Raw genomic sequence first — 13,513 nt, 5'->3', positions numbered from 1 at the left:
GTGCGCCACTCCCCCGGCTTCGCCATCAACCTCGTGGCTCTCGGCCGGAGATAAAGCGCTCCGCCGTCGATGCGGTTGGTTGGTGGGACCCGTGTGGGTTCGCGGTCATCCGTGTCCCGGGTTCCGCGAACCCGACTGCCGCGGCGGGGCGTTGCGGAAGGTGCGCCGGTAGGTGTCCGGCGGTACGCCGACGGTGCGGTTGAAGTGTCGGCGCAGCGAGGCGGCGGTGCCCATGCCGGTGGCCCCGGCGATGGCGTCGACGCTGTCGTCGGTGGTCTCCAGGAGTTCCTGGGCGCGGTGGATCCGCTGCGCGTGCAGCCACCGCAGCGGAGTGGTACCGGTGATGGCATTGAAATGGCGGGCCAGATTGCGCGAGCTCATGTTCGCCTGACGGGCCAGGTCCCGCACCGTCAACGGTTGGTCGAGCCGCTGCATCGCCCAGGGGAACAGCGCGGCGAGCGCGTGGGAGCGTGGGTCGGGCAGCGGGGTGCTGACGAACTGGGCCTGGCCACCGGGCCGGTGAGGCGGCACGACCAGGCGGCGGGCCACCGCGTTGGCGATCGCCGAGCCGTGGTCGAGGCGGACCAGGTGCAGGCAGAGGTCCATGGCGGCGGCCTTGCCCGCGGAGGTGAGCACGTTGCCGTCATCGACGTAGAGCACGTCCGCGTCTACCCGCACCCGGGGGTACCTCGCCGCGAGCGCGGCGGCGTGCATCCAGTGGGTGGTGGCCCGCCGCCCGTCGAGCAGGCCGGCGGCAGCCAGGACGAACGCGCCGGTGCACAGGGAAACCACTCGTGCGCCGGCCTGGTGCGCCGCGCGTACCGCTTCGACCAGCTCGTCGGGCGGTTCAGCGTCGATATCGGCACAGGCCGGGACGATCACCGTGTCCGCGTGCACCAGCCGGTCGAGCCCCCGATCGGGCTCCAACCGGAACCGGCCGCCGACCCGCGCATCCGCCGGGCCGCAGACGGCCAACTCGTACCACGGATCGACCAGATCGGACCGGTCGACACCGAACACCTCGCAGGGAGCGGCGAGTTCGAAATGGCTCACCCCATCCGTGACGGCCAGCGCGACTGTACTCATGTCCGAAACTGTACGGGCTTTGTCACCAGGGACACTCGTCGCTCTCGTCCGCCGCGGGCAGGCTGTCCGCGATGGATCACTCGAGCAGAACGGGGGAAATGATGGGATCGAATCAGAAGGTCGCCGTCTTCGGCGCCTATGGACACACCGGACGCTTCGTGGTTTCGGAACTCCTGGACCGCGGCTTCACCCCGGTCCTCGCCGGTCGTGACGCCGACCGGCTCAATGCGCTCACTGCCCTGCATCCAGGGCTCGGCATCCGACCGGTGTTGATGGACGACCCCGCCTCACTCGACCGCGCCCTGGACGATGCGGTCGCCGTGATCAACTGCGCGGGCCCTTTCGCCGCTACGGCCGCCCCCGTGATCGAGGCGGTGTTGCGCGCCGGGGTTCCCTACGTGGACGTAGCGGCCGAAGTGGAGGCCGTCGTGGACACGTTCACCCACTTCACGGATCGGGCACGCACCGTCGGTACCGCGATCGTCCCCGCGATGGCCTTCTTCGGTGGCCTCGGCGACCTGCTGGCCACCGCGGCGCTGGGTGACTGGTCGTCGGCCGACGAGGTGTTCATCGCCTACGCGCTGAGCAGTTGGCATCCCACAGCCGGGAGCCGCGCCACTTCCCAGGTCTCCCGGCAGCGCCGCAACGGCCGCCGCCCCGTCCACGTCAGCGGCCGCCTGGAGTACCGGACCAGCCAGGCGCCGACCGGCCGGTGGTCCTTTCCCCCGCCGATCGGCGACCAGGACGTGCTGACGGAGTTCACCACGGCGGACAGCGTGACCATCCCACGGCACCTCGCCGTCCCAAGTATCCACACCTGTATGACGGTTGGGGCGGTCAAGGACGTACTCGCCCCCGACACACCGCTGCCGAAGCCGGTCGACGGCCGCGGGCGCTCCGACCAGACCTTCCTGGTCGAGGTGGCCGTCCGCTCCGGCGACACCGAGCGCCGTGCGGTGGCCCGCGGCCAGGACATCTACGCGGTGAGTGCGCCCCTGGCGGTGGAGGCGGTCCGTCGTCTACTGGACGGACAGGGCAGGCTGGCCGGAGTCGCATCCCCGGGCGAGATGTTCGACGCGCGTGACTTCCTGCGCTCGCTGTCCCCGCACATCACGGTCGAGTTCGATGCGGCGCCGCCCGGCGACGGATCGCGCCCAGCTGATCAGCTCCCCTGAGGGCGCCCCGCCATTGCTCCGAAGGCTGGCCTAGTCCTCTTTCGTCTCCTTGGAAGAGGACGCGGCGCCCTGGCCATCGAGGAAGCGCGACACCAGGCCGCGGATCACCGTGGCCATGGAGAAACCGTGGTCCTGGCACCACTCGCGCAGCACGGCGTGCTGATCTCCCGTCAGGCGCACGGGCACCACCTGTAGCTCCTCGCCTTGTGCGGCGGTGCGACGGCGCAGGGCCGCACTGACTCCTGGGGTCATCTCCCGCAGTTGGCTGACGAGTCCTTGGTTGTACGACTGAAGTTCCCAAGCCGTCTGGGCCGAGCGGGGCGCGGGGGCGATCAGCCACGTCAGGACCCGGTCGCGCTCGTCCTTGGGCAGCGTGTCCACGGCCCGGAGCAGCAGCTCGGCGGGCGACTTCTCCTCGTTCGGCACCGGCGCACCTCGCGATCCTGCGATACCTCATCGATATCGCTCACGATATCGCCGCCCGCCCACTGGATCCAGCCCCTCAACTCGCCGTGAGGCAAGGGCAGTTGGCCGTCAGCGCGACGTCCCCGCGTGGCGCTGCTCGCCATCGACGCCCTGTACGGCGGCTCGGGTGAGGGCCGTCGCGGTGTGCACGACGCTGGCGATGGCGACCTCCGGGTCGAGGCCGCACAGGTCGGTCAGGGTGAACAGGGCCTCGGATCCGACGACGACGGCGAGGTCGCGCTTGAGCTGTGCCAGCGCGTCGGGGGCGCAGACGTCCGGCGTGTCCGCGAGCGGGGCGAGTGCATGGTCGATGAGGCCGAAGCGCAGTCCCGGCCGCGCGCTCACCTGCTCGGGGCGGGCGATGGTGGCGGCCATCAGGGCGCGGACCGCGCCCTGGCGTGCCAGGACGTGGCGCGCAAGGTACTCGGTGGCGACGGCGATCCGCTCCACGGGATCGGCGGAGTCGGCGACCGGAGCCAGCGCCTCCTCCGGGCTGGGCAACTGTCCGGCGATGGCCTCCTGTAGCAGGCTGGCCAGATCGGGGAAGTAGCGGTAGGCCGTGGCCTCGGAGACCAGGGCCGCCTTGGCGACCGCGGGCATGGTGACCTCACGGCCGGTACGGGTCAGCTCGGCCGCGGCCTGCACGATCGCGTTGCGCGTACGCAGCTTCTGGTTGGCGCGGCCGGCCGGGGCCTGCGGCGTCATCGATCCACCCTCCTGTCAGGTCTTCGACTGGGCACTCCCCCCAAGGCGAGAGGACGCTTGCATCGGAATCGACCAGCAACCTACTCTCATGAGAGCGTACCCTCATAACGGAGGCGGCTATGAATGACGTCTCGATCACCGCTCCGGACGGCGGCGAGGTCATCGACTTGGGGCCCGTCCGCCTGCGCGTCCTGGAGGACGGCAGCACCACCGGTCATCGCCTCGGGGTCGGTGTGGCCACCCTCCCCCCGCACACTGACGGCCCGCTCCAGCACCGTCACGCCCGTCACGACGAGGGTTTCTACGTCGTCTCCGGGACCGGCCGTTTCACTGTCGGTGATCGCGTCCACGACGCGACTCCGGGCACCCTGGTGATGGTCCCCCCTGAAGTCCCGCACACCTTCGCCAACCCGGGGGACGAACCACTGGTCATGCTCTGCACCTTCACCCCGGACCTGTACGTCCAGTACTTCCGCGACCTGCGCGACGCCATCACCGAGGGCGGAGGGCTCACGGAGCAGGCCACCGCCGAGGTGATGAGCCGTTACGCCACGACACCCGCCACCGACTTCGGCTGAACGCCGAGCCTGCTCGGCGGTGTTGACGCCGCCGGGCAGCCACCGGTGAGCCCTTCAGGTACGTCCGTCGCGCCCTCCGAGCCGAGTTGACCGCCCGTCGGCTGCCCCGGTCATGCCACCTGACGACGCACCGGCTCCACCGGCCCAGCAGCGCAGGGCGGCCTCGGCGCCGGATGGATCGGCGTGGTCGGCGGCCCAGGCGACGATGCCGTCCGGACGGACGAGCAGGCCGGACGGGGCGCTCGCGGTGGCGTCGGAGAGCCGCGACCCTTGGTCACCGGGCAGCCCGTGACGAAGGGTCACCCCGGCCACGTTCCTTTGCCCCGAAAGCTGGTGGGGCCAGCCGTAGCTCGGCCTGGGGCCAGCCGTACCACTCACTCGGGTGACCGCTGCATCGAGCAGAGGCACCTGGCCGATCAGACTGCTCATGGCAGAGCGTGGTGCAGTGCGCCCGCGCACCATCACCAAGTCGCATGCACCGTAGGCAAGGAGCAGATCTCATGACCCAGCACACCCGGCCGTCGCGCCGCCGACGCAGGATGGCGCTGGCGGTGCCGCTCACCGCCGCACTCGTCTGCGCGGCAACAGCGTGCAGCGCGGGGTCCGTTAGGCCAACGTCCACCACCACGACTGCCTCAGTCGGGCAGCTCCAACTCGCCCGGCTGGCCCGGCAGGATGTGGCCGCCGGCGCGCCGGGCGTGCTCGTGCGGGTTGACGACGGCCATGGATCCCCCATCCAGATCGCCCGGCAAGCCGCCTGGTCCGTCGCCGATCACAGGCTCGACGTCGACGACCAGTTCAAGATGGGTTCCAACAGCAAGACGATGGTCGCCACCGTGATCCTGCAACTGGTCGCCGAGCACCGGATCGAGCTGACCGACCCGGTGGACAAGTGGCTGCCCGGCCTCGTTCCCAACGGGCACGCCATCCCCGTGGGCATGCTGCTGAACCACACCAGCGGCCTGTTCAACCACTCCAACGACCCGGCGGTACTGAGGACGTTCACCGGCCAGGACACCCGGCAGTGGACCCCGCAACAGCTGGTCGCCGCGGCCGTCGAACACGGCCCCCTGTTCGCACCGGGTGCCCGCTTCTCCTACAGCAACACCAACTACGTCGCCCTCGGCCTCGTAGCCGAGAAGGCAACCGGGCAGCGCCTGGCCGACCTCATTCAGCAGCGCATTGTCAAGCCCCTGCACTTGGAACACACTTACCTGTCCAGCGGCGTCATCCAGCCGACGGACCCGCACCTCGCGCACGGGTACGAACCCGACGCAGCGCATCTGGGACCCGTGCTCCCGGCAGGCACCCCGCCGGGCACCCACTTCGTCGGCGGTTCACGGGCCGACGGTTACGTCGACGTCACGCGCATCGGTCTGACCACGGAGGCCGGTGCGGGCGGCGTCATCTCGACCGCCGACGACTGGGCCCGCTTCGACAAGTCCCTCTTGTCCGGCAGGCTGCTGCCGCCCGCCCAGATGCGGGAAATGCGCACCACCGTCTCCGAGGGATCTTCCACCTCCAACCGCTACGGACTCGGGCTGGAACAGATCGTCACTCCCTGCGGCACTGCCTGGGGTCATGGCGGTCAGGTCCCCGGCTACTCCAGCGAGGACTACACCGACGGCACCGGTCAACGTACCGTCTCCGTCTTCACCTCCACCATCTTCGGCCTGGCCAACCCCAGGACCGGTCGAGCCGACCAGGCACTGGTCAACGCCGCGGTCTGCGCCATGTTCGACAAGCCGGTTCCCCGGGCGACAGCCTCGCCCACTTGAGTCGACGGACCCCGCCGACCAGTAGAACAGCCGGGGCAGCAGGGCACGACGAAGCTCCTCGGCGCGCCGACCTGTCCAGCCTATTGCCGAAACGGCAAGGAACCTTGCGATTCCGGCTGCTGGCGTTCCATGGTGCACACATGACTGCACAGAAGAATGCCGCTGAGTGGGATGTCGTGGTCGTCGGCGGAGGCGTCGCCGGCCTGTCGGGGGCGCTGACGCTGGCGCGGGCCCGTCGCTCCGTACTGGTCGTCGATGCCGGTGAACCGCGCAACGCGCCCGCGTCCGCGGCGCACGGGCTGCTCTCCCGGGATGGCGTGCCGCCACTGGAACTCCTGCGGGCGGGACGGGAGGAGATCACCGGGTACGGCGGACGGATCGTGTCCGGCCGGGCCGTGGCCGCCCGGCGGGCGGATGACTGCTTCGTCGTCGAGACCGCGAGCGGGGACAGCTTCAGCGCACGCCGTTTGCTGGTGACGACGGGGCTGGTGGACCAACTACCGGAGGTGCCCAGGGTGCGGGAACGGTGGGGGCGCGACGTGCTGCACTGCCCGTACTGCCACGGTTGGGAGGTACGGGATGTGCCGATCGGCGTGCTGGCCGGCGGCCCGACCTCGATGCATCAGGCGCTGTTGTTCCGGCAGTGGTCGTCCCAGGTGACCTACTTCATCCACACCGCGGAGGACCCGAGCGAGGAGGAGTGGGAGCGGTTGGCCGCCCGCGGGATCAGCGTGGTCGATGGCGAGGTCACCGGTCTGGAGGTCCGAGACGATCAACTCGCTGGCGTACGGCTGTCCTCGGGGCGACGGGTTCCGGCGCGGGCTCTGGTGGTGGCCCCGCGCTTCGTGGCCCGCAGTGAGGTCCTGTCCGGTCTGGGCGTGACGGCGGTCGAACACCCCATGGGCGTGGGGGCGTACGTGGAGTCGGACGCGACTGGCCGGACCGCCGCCGCCGGGGTGTGGGTCGCCGGCAACATCACCGACCTGATGGCCGGCGTACCGGCCGCGGCGGGCGCCGGGGTGCAGGCCGCGGTGGCGATCAACGCGGATCTGGTGACCGCTGACACCGATGACGCGGTGGCCCGGCGCAGGGCCGTCCCGCGGGGCGAACTCACCGACGCCTTCAGCCCGGCGAGCGAGGCCGCCGTCTGTGAGCGGGTTCTGGGCGAGCGCCGACACGGTCTCGACACCTTGCTGCGCTCAGCCGACCGCGCGCGGCGGTGACCCTCGATGCGGGATCACGAAGCCCGCCATGAGGTGTGCCTACTGACGGGGTGAGGCCGGACGGGCACGCAGGTGAGCGCGTTCGCCCTGCTGGCCGAACAGGACGAGCAGTTCCACCGGTTCGTCGTCCGCGGCCCCCATCCAGTGCGGCAGATGTGTGTCGAACTCCGCGACCTCACCCGGCTTGAGGATCAGGTCGTGCTGCCCGAGCAGCAGCCGCAGTCTGCCGTTGAGGACGTACAGCCACTCGTACCCCTCGTGTGTCTTCAGGTCGGGGTCGTCGTCCCCGCGCCTGGGCGGGATCACCATCTTGTGCGCCTGCAGTCCTCCGGCGCGCCGGGTCAGCGGCACGAACGTCACCCCGTTGCGCCGGACAGGGCGTAGATGCACCCGCGGGTCACCGGTGTGCGGCGCTCCGACGAGCTCGTCCAGCGGCACACCGTAGGCGCGGGCCAGTGGGAGCAGCAGTTCCAGGTTGGGGCGGCGGCCACCGCTCTCCAGCCGGGACAGGGTGCTCTCCGAGATGCCGGTCGCCTCCGCGAGGTCTGCCAGGGTCATGCTGTGCTGTCGGCGCAGTTCTCGCAGCCGCGGGCCCACGGCCGCCAGCACATCGGTGAGATCGTCCATACCTGGCAGCTTGCCGAAACGGCATGGGCGATTGCAACCCTCTCTCACGGCGGCCAGTAACGCTGCCCGCGTCTTGCCGACAACCTCTCCCAGAAATTCTTGAAGGTTACTGACAATTAACGTCTACTCTTTAAAGAGAGTCACATTCACATCCTCCGAAAAGAGGTTGGGAGTAGACATGACCGACGTCTCCACAAGCGCCCCCACCCGTGAGTTGCCCGCCTTCCCGATGGCCAGGGGCTGTCCCTTCGATCCACCCGAGCAGTACTCGGCGCTCCGCGCGGAACGGCCCATCGCCCGAGTCGCCCTGCCCGGTGACCGAACCGCATGGTTAGTCACCCGGCATGACCTCCTACGCCAGTTGCTGACGGATCCACGGCTGAGTTCCGACCGTACGCACCCCAATCTGCCGACACCCGTCCCGTCGTTGCAGGCGCAGGCACAGCAGGACTTCGCCCCCATCGCCAACGCGCTCATCGGTCTCGACGCACCTCGGCACTCGACGCATCGGCGCATGCTCATCACCGAGTTCACGGTGAAACGAGTGCAGGCCCTACGGCCACGCATCCAGGAGATCGCGGAGGGCTGTGTCGCCGACCTCCTGGCCGGTCCACGTCCCGCGGACCTCGTGAGCGCGCTGTCGCTTCCGGTTCCGTCCATGGTGATCTGCGAGTTGCTGGGTGTCCCCTACGCGGACCGTGACTTCTTCCAGAGCCGGACCAGGACGGTGGTGAGTTTCAACGCCAGTCCGGAAGATCGGTCCGCGGCGATCCGTGCCCTGCGCGGCTTCCTGGACGAACTGGTCACGGCCAAGGAGCGGGAGCCGAGCGACGACCTGCTAGGCCGGTTGATCTTGCGCAACCGCGAAGCAGAGGTGTTCACGCATGAACTGCTGGTCGGCCTGGCCGCGTTGCTGCTGCTGGCCGGACACGAGACCACCGCGAACATGATCTCGCTGGGTACGGCCGGACTGTTGCAGAATCCCCAACAACTCGACCAGCTGAGGGCCGATCCGGCACTGGTCGGCCAGACGGTCGAGGAACTGCTGCGGTACTTCAGCATTGTCGACGCCATTCCCCGGGTGGCACTGGCCGACATCGAGATCGGCGGAGTCACCATCCACGCGGGCGACGGGGTCGCGCTGAGCGTCGGCGGGGCCAACCGCGACGGCGTTGCCTTCGGCCGGGCCGACGAGTTGGACATCCAACGCGGCGGCCGACACCATGTGGCATTCGGCTACGGGATCCACCAGTGCCTGGGGCAGAACCTGGCCCGGATGGAACTTGAGATCGTGTTCACCACACTCTTCGCCCGCGTCCCCGGCCTACGACTGGCCGCGCCCGTCGCCGAACTGCCGTTCAAGGACGACGCGACCATCTACGGCCTGTACCAACTGCCCGTCACCTGGTGAACTTGCGTACACACGACGAAAGGGAGTTGGTCATGCGGATCCAGGCCGACAGGGAAGTGTGTGTGGGCTCCGGTCAGTGTGTGCTCACCGAGCCAGCGGTCTTCGACCAGAGCGACGACGACGGCCGGGTACGGCTGCTGGCGGAGCGACCGGGGCCGGAGTACGCCAAGACCGTGCGGGAGGCCGTCGACCTGTGCCCGTCACGCGCGCTGTCGCTGGGCGAGGACGAGGGCTGAGGGGCGGCCCCTACGCCGACGCCTTGCGCGCCCAGCCGATCATGCCGCACTTCGTGATGGTGACGGGAACCCGCAACCGCCGAGCGGCGGTTGCGGCCTGCGTGGCAACCTCCCAGCCCGCTGCCGCGTCTCCGCACAAGTAAGCTGGTGCCACGGTACCGCTGGACGATCCAGGTGGCTGGTGGTGTCGGCCCGTCTGCGTCACGGCCCTGTCGACGGCGGTCGGTCGGGTGACCCGGGCCTCAACGCCAGTTGACGCCCGGGGGTCGATGCGGAACCCGCCGCACACAACAGGTTCCTTACACAGCCAAGCGACGTACCGTGCGATCTATGCCGCTAACGGATTCGGGTCGAGCCCCGTCCAAGATCCGTCTTGCCTGCCGCATGATGGGTACAAGCGTTCTGGCCGGGGTACTGGCGGCGGGTCTCGCACTGCCCGCCGTAGGCGCCATCGGGGTCAGTGCCAAGTCAGCGACCGAGGACTTCAACGACCTGCCCGACGACCTCAAAGCACCCCCGCTGGCCCAGGCGACGTCGATCTACGATGCCGACGGCGGCCTCATCGCCACCGTCTACGACCGCGACCGGACCGTCGTACCCGAGGACCAGATCGCCCCCGTCATGCGCACCGCGCTGGTCGACATCGAGGACCACCGCTTCTACCAGCACGGTGCCATCGACGTGAAGGGCGTTCTGCGTGCGCTCAACACCAACGCGGCCAGTGGTGGTGTCGTGCAGGGCGCCTCCACCCTGACCCAGCAGTACGTCAAGAACGTGTTCGTCGAGGAGGCGGGCAACGACCAGCGGGCCGTGCTGCAGGCCCAGCGGCAGACTCTCGGCCGCAAGGTCCAGGAACTGCGCTATGCGATCAAGGTCGAGCAGACCCTGAGCAAGGACCAGATCCTCACCAACTACCTCAACATCACTTACTTCGGCGAACAGGCTTACGGGGTCGAGGCCGCGGCTGAACGGTACTTCAGCGTCCACGCCAAGGACCTGTCGCTCCCGCAGGCCGCGCTGCTCGCCGGACTGGTCCAGTCACCGTCGTCCTACGACCCGACCGTGCACCCAGCAGTCGCCAAGCAGCGCCGCGACACCGTACTGCGCAAGATGGCCCAGTACGGGAGCATCACCTCCGCCCAGGCGCAACAGGCGATCCGAACCCCGATTCAGCTCAGGGTCAGCACGCCGCGGCAGGGTTGCATCACCGCACAACAGGGCGAGGGGTTCTTCTGCGACTACGTACGCCACATCGTGCTCAGCGACCCGTCCTTCGGCAGGACGGCAGCACAACGCCAAGCACTGTGGCAGCGAGGCGGGTTGCAGATCCACACCACACTGGACCCCAGGGCACAGCAGGCGCTGCAGCGGTCCGTGACCTCGCACGTCTACACCACGGACCAGGCCGCCACGGCCATGACCCTGGTGCGACCCGGCAGCGGCGCGATCGTCGCCATGGGGCAGAGCCGTGACTACGGTGTCGGACCGAATCAGACGGAGATCAACCTCAACGTCGGCGCCGCGATGGGCGGCGGCTTGGGCTTTCCAACCGGATCGACGTTCAAACCGATCGTCGCGGCAGCCGCGTTGGAGGACGGTCTCCAGCCGTCCCAGCGATACCCCTCCCCGTACTCCATGCCCTGGCCGGACATGGCCGACTGCGCGGGACACGACTACCCGCAAGGCGGCGAGGTGCACAACGACAGCACCTCACTGGTCGGCCCGTTCGCCATGCCTGCCGCGATGGCGCAGTCGGTCAACACCTACTTCGCCCAACTGGAGGCCGACACCGGCCTGTGCAACGTCGCCGACATGGCCAACAAGCTCGGCATCACCGACCAGGCCAACGGCGCGGCGCTGCAGGTCGTGCCCTCCCTCACCCTGGGCAGCAACGACCTCACCCCACTGGAAATGGCGAACGTCTACGCGACGTTCGCCAACCACGGCGTCTACTGCTCACCGGTCGCCATCACCTCGGTGACCACAGCCGACCATCGGAACCTGGCCGTACCACGGTCCAACTGCACGCGGGTGATGTCGGCGCAGACCGCCGACACCATCACCACCATGCTCAAGGGCGTGGTCCAGGACGGCACCGGCAAGCCCGCCGGGCTCACCGACCGCGACAACGCGGGCAAGACGGGCACCACCGATGCCAGCAAGCAGGTCTGGTTCGTCGGTTACACCCCGGAGCTGTCCGGCGCCACCGTGGTCAGCGACACCAGCAACACTCAGGACCTGGACGGCCAGAGCATCGGCGGCGACATCGTCGGCCAGGCGTTCGGCGGCACCCTCGCCGGTCCCATCTGGCAGGACGCCATGGAAGGAGCCCTGGCCGGGACCCCCGCCGGGCGCTTCTCGCTGGTACGACTGCCCAACGGATCCGGTACGGACGGTGGGTGAGGCCTGCCGACTGACTAGCGGTGCGCGCCCCTCACCGGGGCCAGACGCGCCCGCTCGGTGTCGGGGCTGCGGTAGAGCTCCTCGTCGATCTCGGCGAGCGTGGAGGGGTGGACCTGCGGGCCAAGGCCGTAGAACTTCTGGAAGCTCATGACGAGTGGCCGCCACTTGTCCGGGTCGACGCGGTCGGCCGTCCCGTCCATGGCTATGCCGGGGTGCACATGGACCTTCTGGACTCGCACTTCCATCGTGACGATCCGGCCGTTCAGCTGTTCGTCATCCGCGGACATCGGATGCACGGCCGCGAGCACCGCCTCCAGGTGCACAGGGCATTCCAGGGCACGCGGCGGTCCAACCGTCGCGGACGCCACGGCTGACAGCCCCGCGGTGCCGAACTTGTCGCGCTCGTGGCGGTAGCCGCGGCGCTGCTTGGTGGGTGGAACCGGATCGGCTGCCGTGGTACGTGCGAGGCGGTCGACGGCCGCGGCCTGCGTTGCCGACGGCAGGTTGAGTACGCACTCACCGGTCCGCAGCAGGTTCTGAACGGTCTGCGAACTTGCCGCCATGCCCAGGACCGCGCGCCAACCCAACCAGAACGCCGAGGACATGGGAGCGAGGTTGGGTGTCTGATCGGGGTTGAGCGTGCTGATGAGGACGACGGGCGTGCCGAAGTACAGGATCGCCGGTTCCATCTCACGGTGCGGCGCGGAGTGGTTCACGCTTGGGGCTCACTTCCAGCGGTGCGTTGACTGTTACCGCTGGCCACCCTGCCGCGTTGAGGTGGTCACCGCTGGCGGTGATCAGACGTGGCACTACCGGCCCGGTGGGCGTGCCCCGTGATGAGGGCCGAGGCCGCCGCGGCGGAAGTCGCCACGATGCAACGGGGGTTCGGCCCCCAATCAGACAGGGCGACATGGGATGCGGCACGACCATGCCGCCCTGTCCATCACCGGCGTCGAAGACACCACCGGCCCGAAGGCCGGTACGCCATCGCGCTCGCACGGTGCGATGGCCTGCTCCGCCGGAGGATCAGCCCTTGGCGATCTGGTACAGCCCGCGGCCCGCACGCTGCACACGGGACGCCGCCGCCAGCCGCTCCAGCGCGGTGCGCACGGAGTTGACGCTGCCGGAGGTGTTGTCGCGGCCCAGCGCCTGGTTGACCTCACCGGCCCGCAGCGGACCGTCGGCCTCGCCCAGGCAGGTCACGATGCTCTCGCTCAACCCGCGGGTCCGCTTGGCGACCTTCGCGGCCTTGGCTGCCGGAGCCTTCTTGGTGGCCTGGGCGGCCTTCGCGACCTTCTTCCGGGCGCGGCCCGCGGACCGCCGTGCCTTGGTGGGAGCAGTGGCCGGCTTTGCGTCGGCCGGGGCCTCTTCGGCGGCCTCGGTGGTCTGCTCCTCGGCCTGCCGGGGCGCAGGCACCGCGACCTCTCGCGGCTGTTCCGCTGCTGCCGTGACCCCTGCGGCCGCTGCTGCCTTCCGCAGGTCAGCGGCTACTTCGGGGACCGGCGCGGCGGAAGCCAACGTCTGGAGGCTGCGCAGTGCCTCACGGACCGCGGTCTCCCTTTCGGTGACCGCCGCGAGCTGCTTCTCCAGCGTCTGCTGCTGCTCCTGCAACCGGGGAAGCTCGTCCTGCAGCAACGAGATCGTGGTTTCAATACCGTCATGTGTGTCGAAGGTGGCTGCCACCGTCGTGTTCCTCATTCGTTCGTAGCGGTTGTCAACGCGGGTCCGCGCCGTCCACAGCGGGAACCCGTGCCCCCCTTCGCGTGCACTCGTTCATGGCGCCTTGTCCACACAGGCAGGGCCACGACCGCGCACCCACTGGCGGA

14 protein-coding genes are annotated in these 13,513 nt (G+C 69.3%); 7 read left to right on the top strand and 7 right to left on the bottom strand.

What is annotated here, in order from left to right; all coding sequences use genetic code 11:
- Positions 1-105: 105 nt before the first annotated feature.
- Positions 106-1,086 carry a helix-turn-helix domain-containing protein gene (locus O5O46_RS31050; RefSeq protein ID WP_269858968.1) on the bottom strand — a complete coding sequence of 327 codons (981 nt, stop codon included), beginning with the start codon at positions 1,084-1,086 and terminating at the stop codon, positions 106-108.
- A 101-nt stretch (positions 1,087-1,187) separates the two neighbouring features.
- On the opposite strand from O5O46_RS31050, the gene O5O46_RS31045 reads away from it, so the two are divergent.
- A complete protein-coding gene (locus tag O5O46_RS31045; RefSeq protein ID WP_269858996.1) occupies positions 1,188-2,261 on the top strand; it encodes a saccharopine dehydrogenase family protein in 1,074 nt (357 codons plus the stop codon).
- Positions 2,262-2,291: 30 nt separating this feature from the next.
- Here the strand turns inward: O5O46_RS31045 and O5O46_RS31040 are convergent, their stop codons facing one another.
- Positions 2,292-2,687, bottom strand: a complete 396-nt coding sequence (locus O5O46_RS31040) for a hypothetical protein (RefSeq protein WP_269858967.1) — start codon at positions 2,685-2,687, stop codon at positions 2,292-2,294.
- Positions 2,688-2,795: 108 nt separating this feature from the next.
- The gene (locus O5O46_RS31035; RefSeq protein ID WP_269858966.1) at positions 2,796-3,431 is read right to left on the bottom strand and encodes a TetR/AcrR family transcriptional regulator; all 636 of its coding nucleotides are present in this window, start codon (positions 3,429-3,431) and stop codon (positions 2,796-2,798) included.
- 119 nt (positions 3,432-3,550) lie between these two features.
- Here O5O46_RS31035 and O5O46_RS31030 point away from each other — a divergent pair, with 119 nt between their 5' ends.
- On the top strand, positions 3,551-4,009 hold the full coding sequence (locus O5O46_RS31030) for a cupin domain-containing protein (protein ID WP_269858965.1): 459 nt from the start codon (positions 3,551-3,553) through the stop codon (positions 4,007-4,009).
- Positions 4,010-4,063: 54 nt separating this feature from the next.
- On the opposite strand, the gene O5O46_RS31025 is transcribed toward O5O46_RS31030, so the two are convergent.
- Positions 4,064-4,312: an aromatic-ring hydroxylase C-terminal domain-containing protein gene (locus O5O46_RS31025; protein ID WP_269858964.1), complete on the bottom strand. Its 249-nt coding sequence runs from the start codon at positions 4,310-4,312 to the stop codon at positions 4,064-4,066.
- 197 nt (positions 4,313-4,509) lie between these two features.
- Between O5O46_RS31025 and O5O46_RS31020 the strand changes: the two genes are divergently transcribed.
- Complete coding sequence (locus O5O46_RS31020; RefSeq protein WP_269858963.1) at positions 4,510-5,787, top strand: serine hydrolase domain-containing protein; 1,278 nt, start codon at positions 4,510-4,512, stop codon at positions 5,785-5,787.
- A gap of 140 nt (positions 5,788-5,927) precedes the next feature.
- Positions 5,928-7,010: an NAD(P)/FAD-dependent oxidoreductase gene (locus O5O46_RS31015; RefSeq protein ID WP_269858962.1), complete on the top strand. Its 1,083-nt coding sequence runs from the start codon at positions 5,928-5,930 to the stop codon at positions 7,008-7,010.
- Between the two features lie 39 nt (positions 7,011-7,049).
- On the opposite strand, the gene O5O46_RS31010 is transcribed toward O5O46_RS31015, so the two are convergent.
- Complete coding sequence (locus tag O5O46_RS31010) at positions 7,050-7,637, bottom strand: helix-turn-helix domain-containing protein (protein WP_269858961.1); 588 nt, start codon at positions 7,635-7,637, stop codon at positions 7,050-7,052.
- A 178-nt stretch (positions 7,638-7,815) separates the two neighbouring features.
- On the opposite strand from O5O46_RS31010, the gene O5O46_RS31005 reads away from it, so the two are divergent.
- The 3 genes from O5O46_RS31005 to O5O46_RS30995 all read left to right on the top strand — a co-directional run bounded on the left by O5O46_RS31005 (position 7,816) and on the right by O5O46_RS30995 (position 11,687).
- Positions 7,816-9,048: a cytochrome P450 gene (locus O5O46_RS31005; RefSeq protein ID WP_269858960.1), complete on the top strand. Its 1,233-nt coding sequence runs from the start codon at positions 7,816-7,818 to the stop codon at positions 9,046-9,048.
- Between the two features lie 32 nt (positions 9,049-9,080).
- Positions 9,081-9,284, top strand: coding sequence for a ferredoxin (locus O5O46_RS31000; RefSeq protein WP_269858959.1), 204 nt, complete (start codon positions 9,081-9,083; stop codon positions 9,282-9,284).
- A gap of 384 nt (positions 9,285-9,668) precedes the next feature.
- On the top strand, positions 9,669-11,687 hold the full coding sequence (locus tag O5O46_RS30995) for a transglycosylase domain-containing protein (RefSeq protein WP_269858958.1): 2,019 nt from the start codon (positions 9,669-9,671) through the stop codon (positions 11,685-11,687).
- A gap of 14 nt (positions 11,688-11,701) precedes the next feature.
- Here O5O46_RS30995 and O5O46_RS30990 read toward each other — a convergent pair whose 3' ends face one another.
- Complete coding sequence (locus tag O5O46_RS30990; RefSeq protein WP_269858957.1) at positions 11,702-12,403, bottom strand: flavin reductase family protein; 702 nt, start codon at positions 12,401-12,403, stop codon at positions 11,702-11,704.
- A gap of 310 nt (positions 12,404-12,713) precedes the next feature.
- A complete protein-coding gene (locus tag O5O46_RS30985) occupies positions 12,714-13,370 on the bottom strand; it encodes a hypothetical protein (protein WP_269858956.1) in 657 nt (218 codons plus the stop codon).
- Positions 13,371-13,513: the final 143 nt, after the last annotated feature.

The organism is Streptomyces sp. RPT161 (assembly GCF_027533845.1).
In the GTDB taxonomy this organism is placed as follows: domain Bacteria; phylum Actinomycetota; class Actinomycetes; order Streptomycetales; family Streptomycetaceae; genus Streptantibioticus_A; species Streptantibioticus_A silvisoli_A.
Note: the sequence above shows the minus strand (reverse complement) of the source record. Positions and strands in the feature narration are given on the sequence as shown.

Coding starts and splice junctions, on each gene's coding strand:
- O5O46_RS31050 (WP_269858968.1), bottom strand. CDS start 1,086: ATGAGTACAGTCGCGCTGGCCGTCACGGATGGGGTGAGCCATTTCGAA.
- O5O46_RS31045 (WP_269858996.1), top strand. CDS start 1,188: ATGGGATCGAATCAGAAGGTCGCCGTCTTCGGCGCCTATGGACACACC.
- O5O46_RS31035 (WP_269858966.1), bottom strand. CDS start 3,431: ATGACGCCGCAGGCCCCGGCCGGCCGCGCCAACCAGAAGCTGCGTACG.
- O5O46_RS31030 (WP_269858965.1), top strand. CDS start 3,551: ATGAATGACGTCTCGATCACCGCTCCGGACGGCGGCGAGGTCATCGAC.
- O5O46_RS31020 (WP_269858963.1), top strand. CDS start 4,510: ATGACCCAGCACACCCGGCCGTCGCGCCGCCGACGCAGGATGGCGCTG.
- O5O46_RS31015 (WP_269858962.1), top strand. CDS start 5,928: ATGACTGCACAGAAGAATGCCGCTGAGTGGGATGTCGTGGTCGTCGGC.
- O5O46_RS31010 (WP_269858961.1), bottom strand. CDS start 7,637: ATGGACGATCTCACCGATGTGCTGGCGGCCGTGGGCCCGCGGCTGCGA.
- O5O46_RS31005 (WP_269858960.1), top strand. CDS start 7,816: ATGACCGACGTCTCCACAAGCGCCCCCACCCGTGAGTTGCCCGCCTTC.
- O5O46_RS31000 (WP_269858959.1), top strand. CDS start 9,081: ATGCGGATCCAGGCCGACAGGGAAGTGTGTGTGGGCTCCGGTCAGTGT.
- O5O46_RS30995 (WP_269858958.1), top strand. CDS start 9,669: ATGATGGGTACAAGCGTTCTGGCCGGGGTACTGGCGGCGGGTCTCGCA.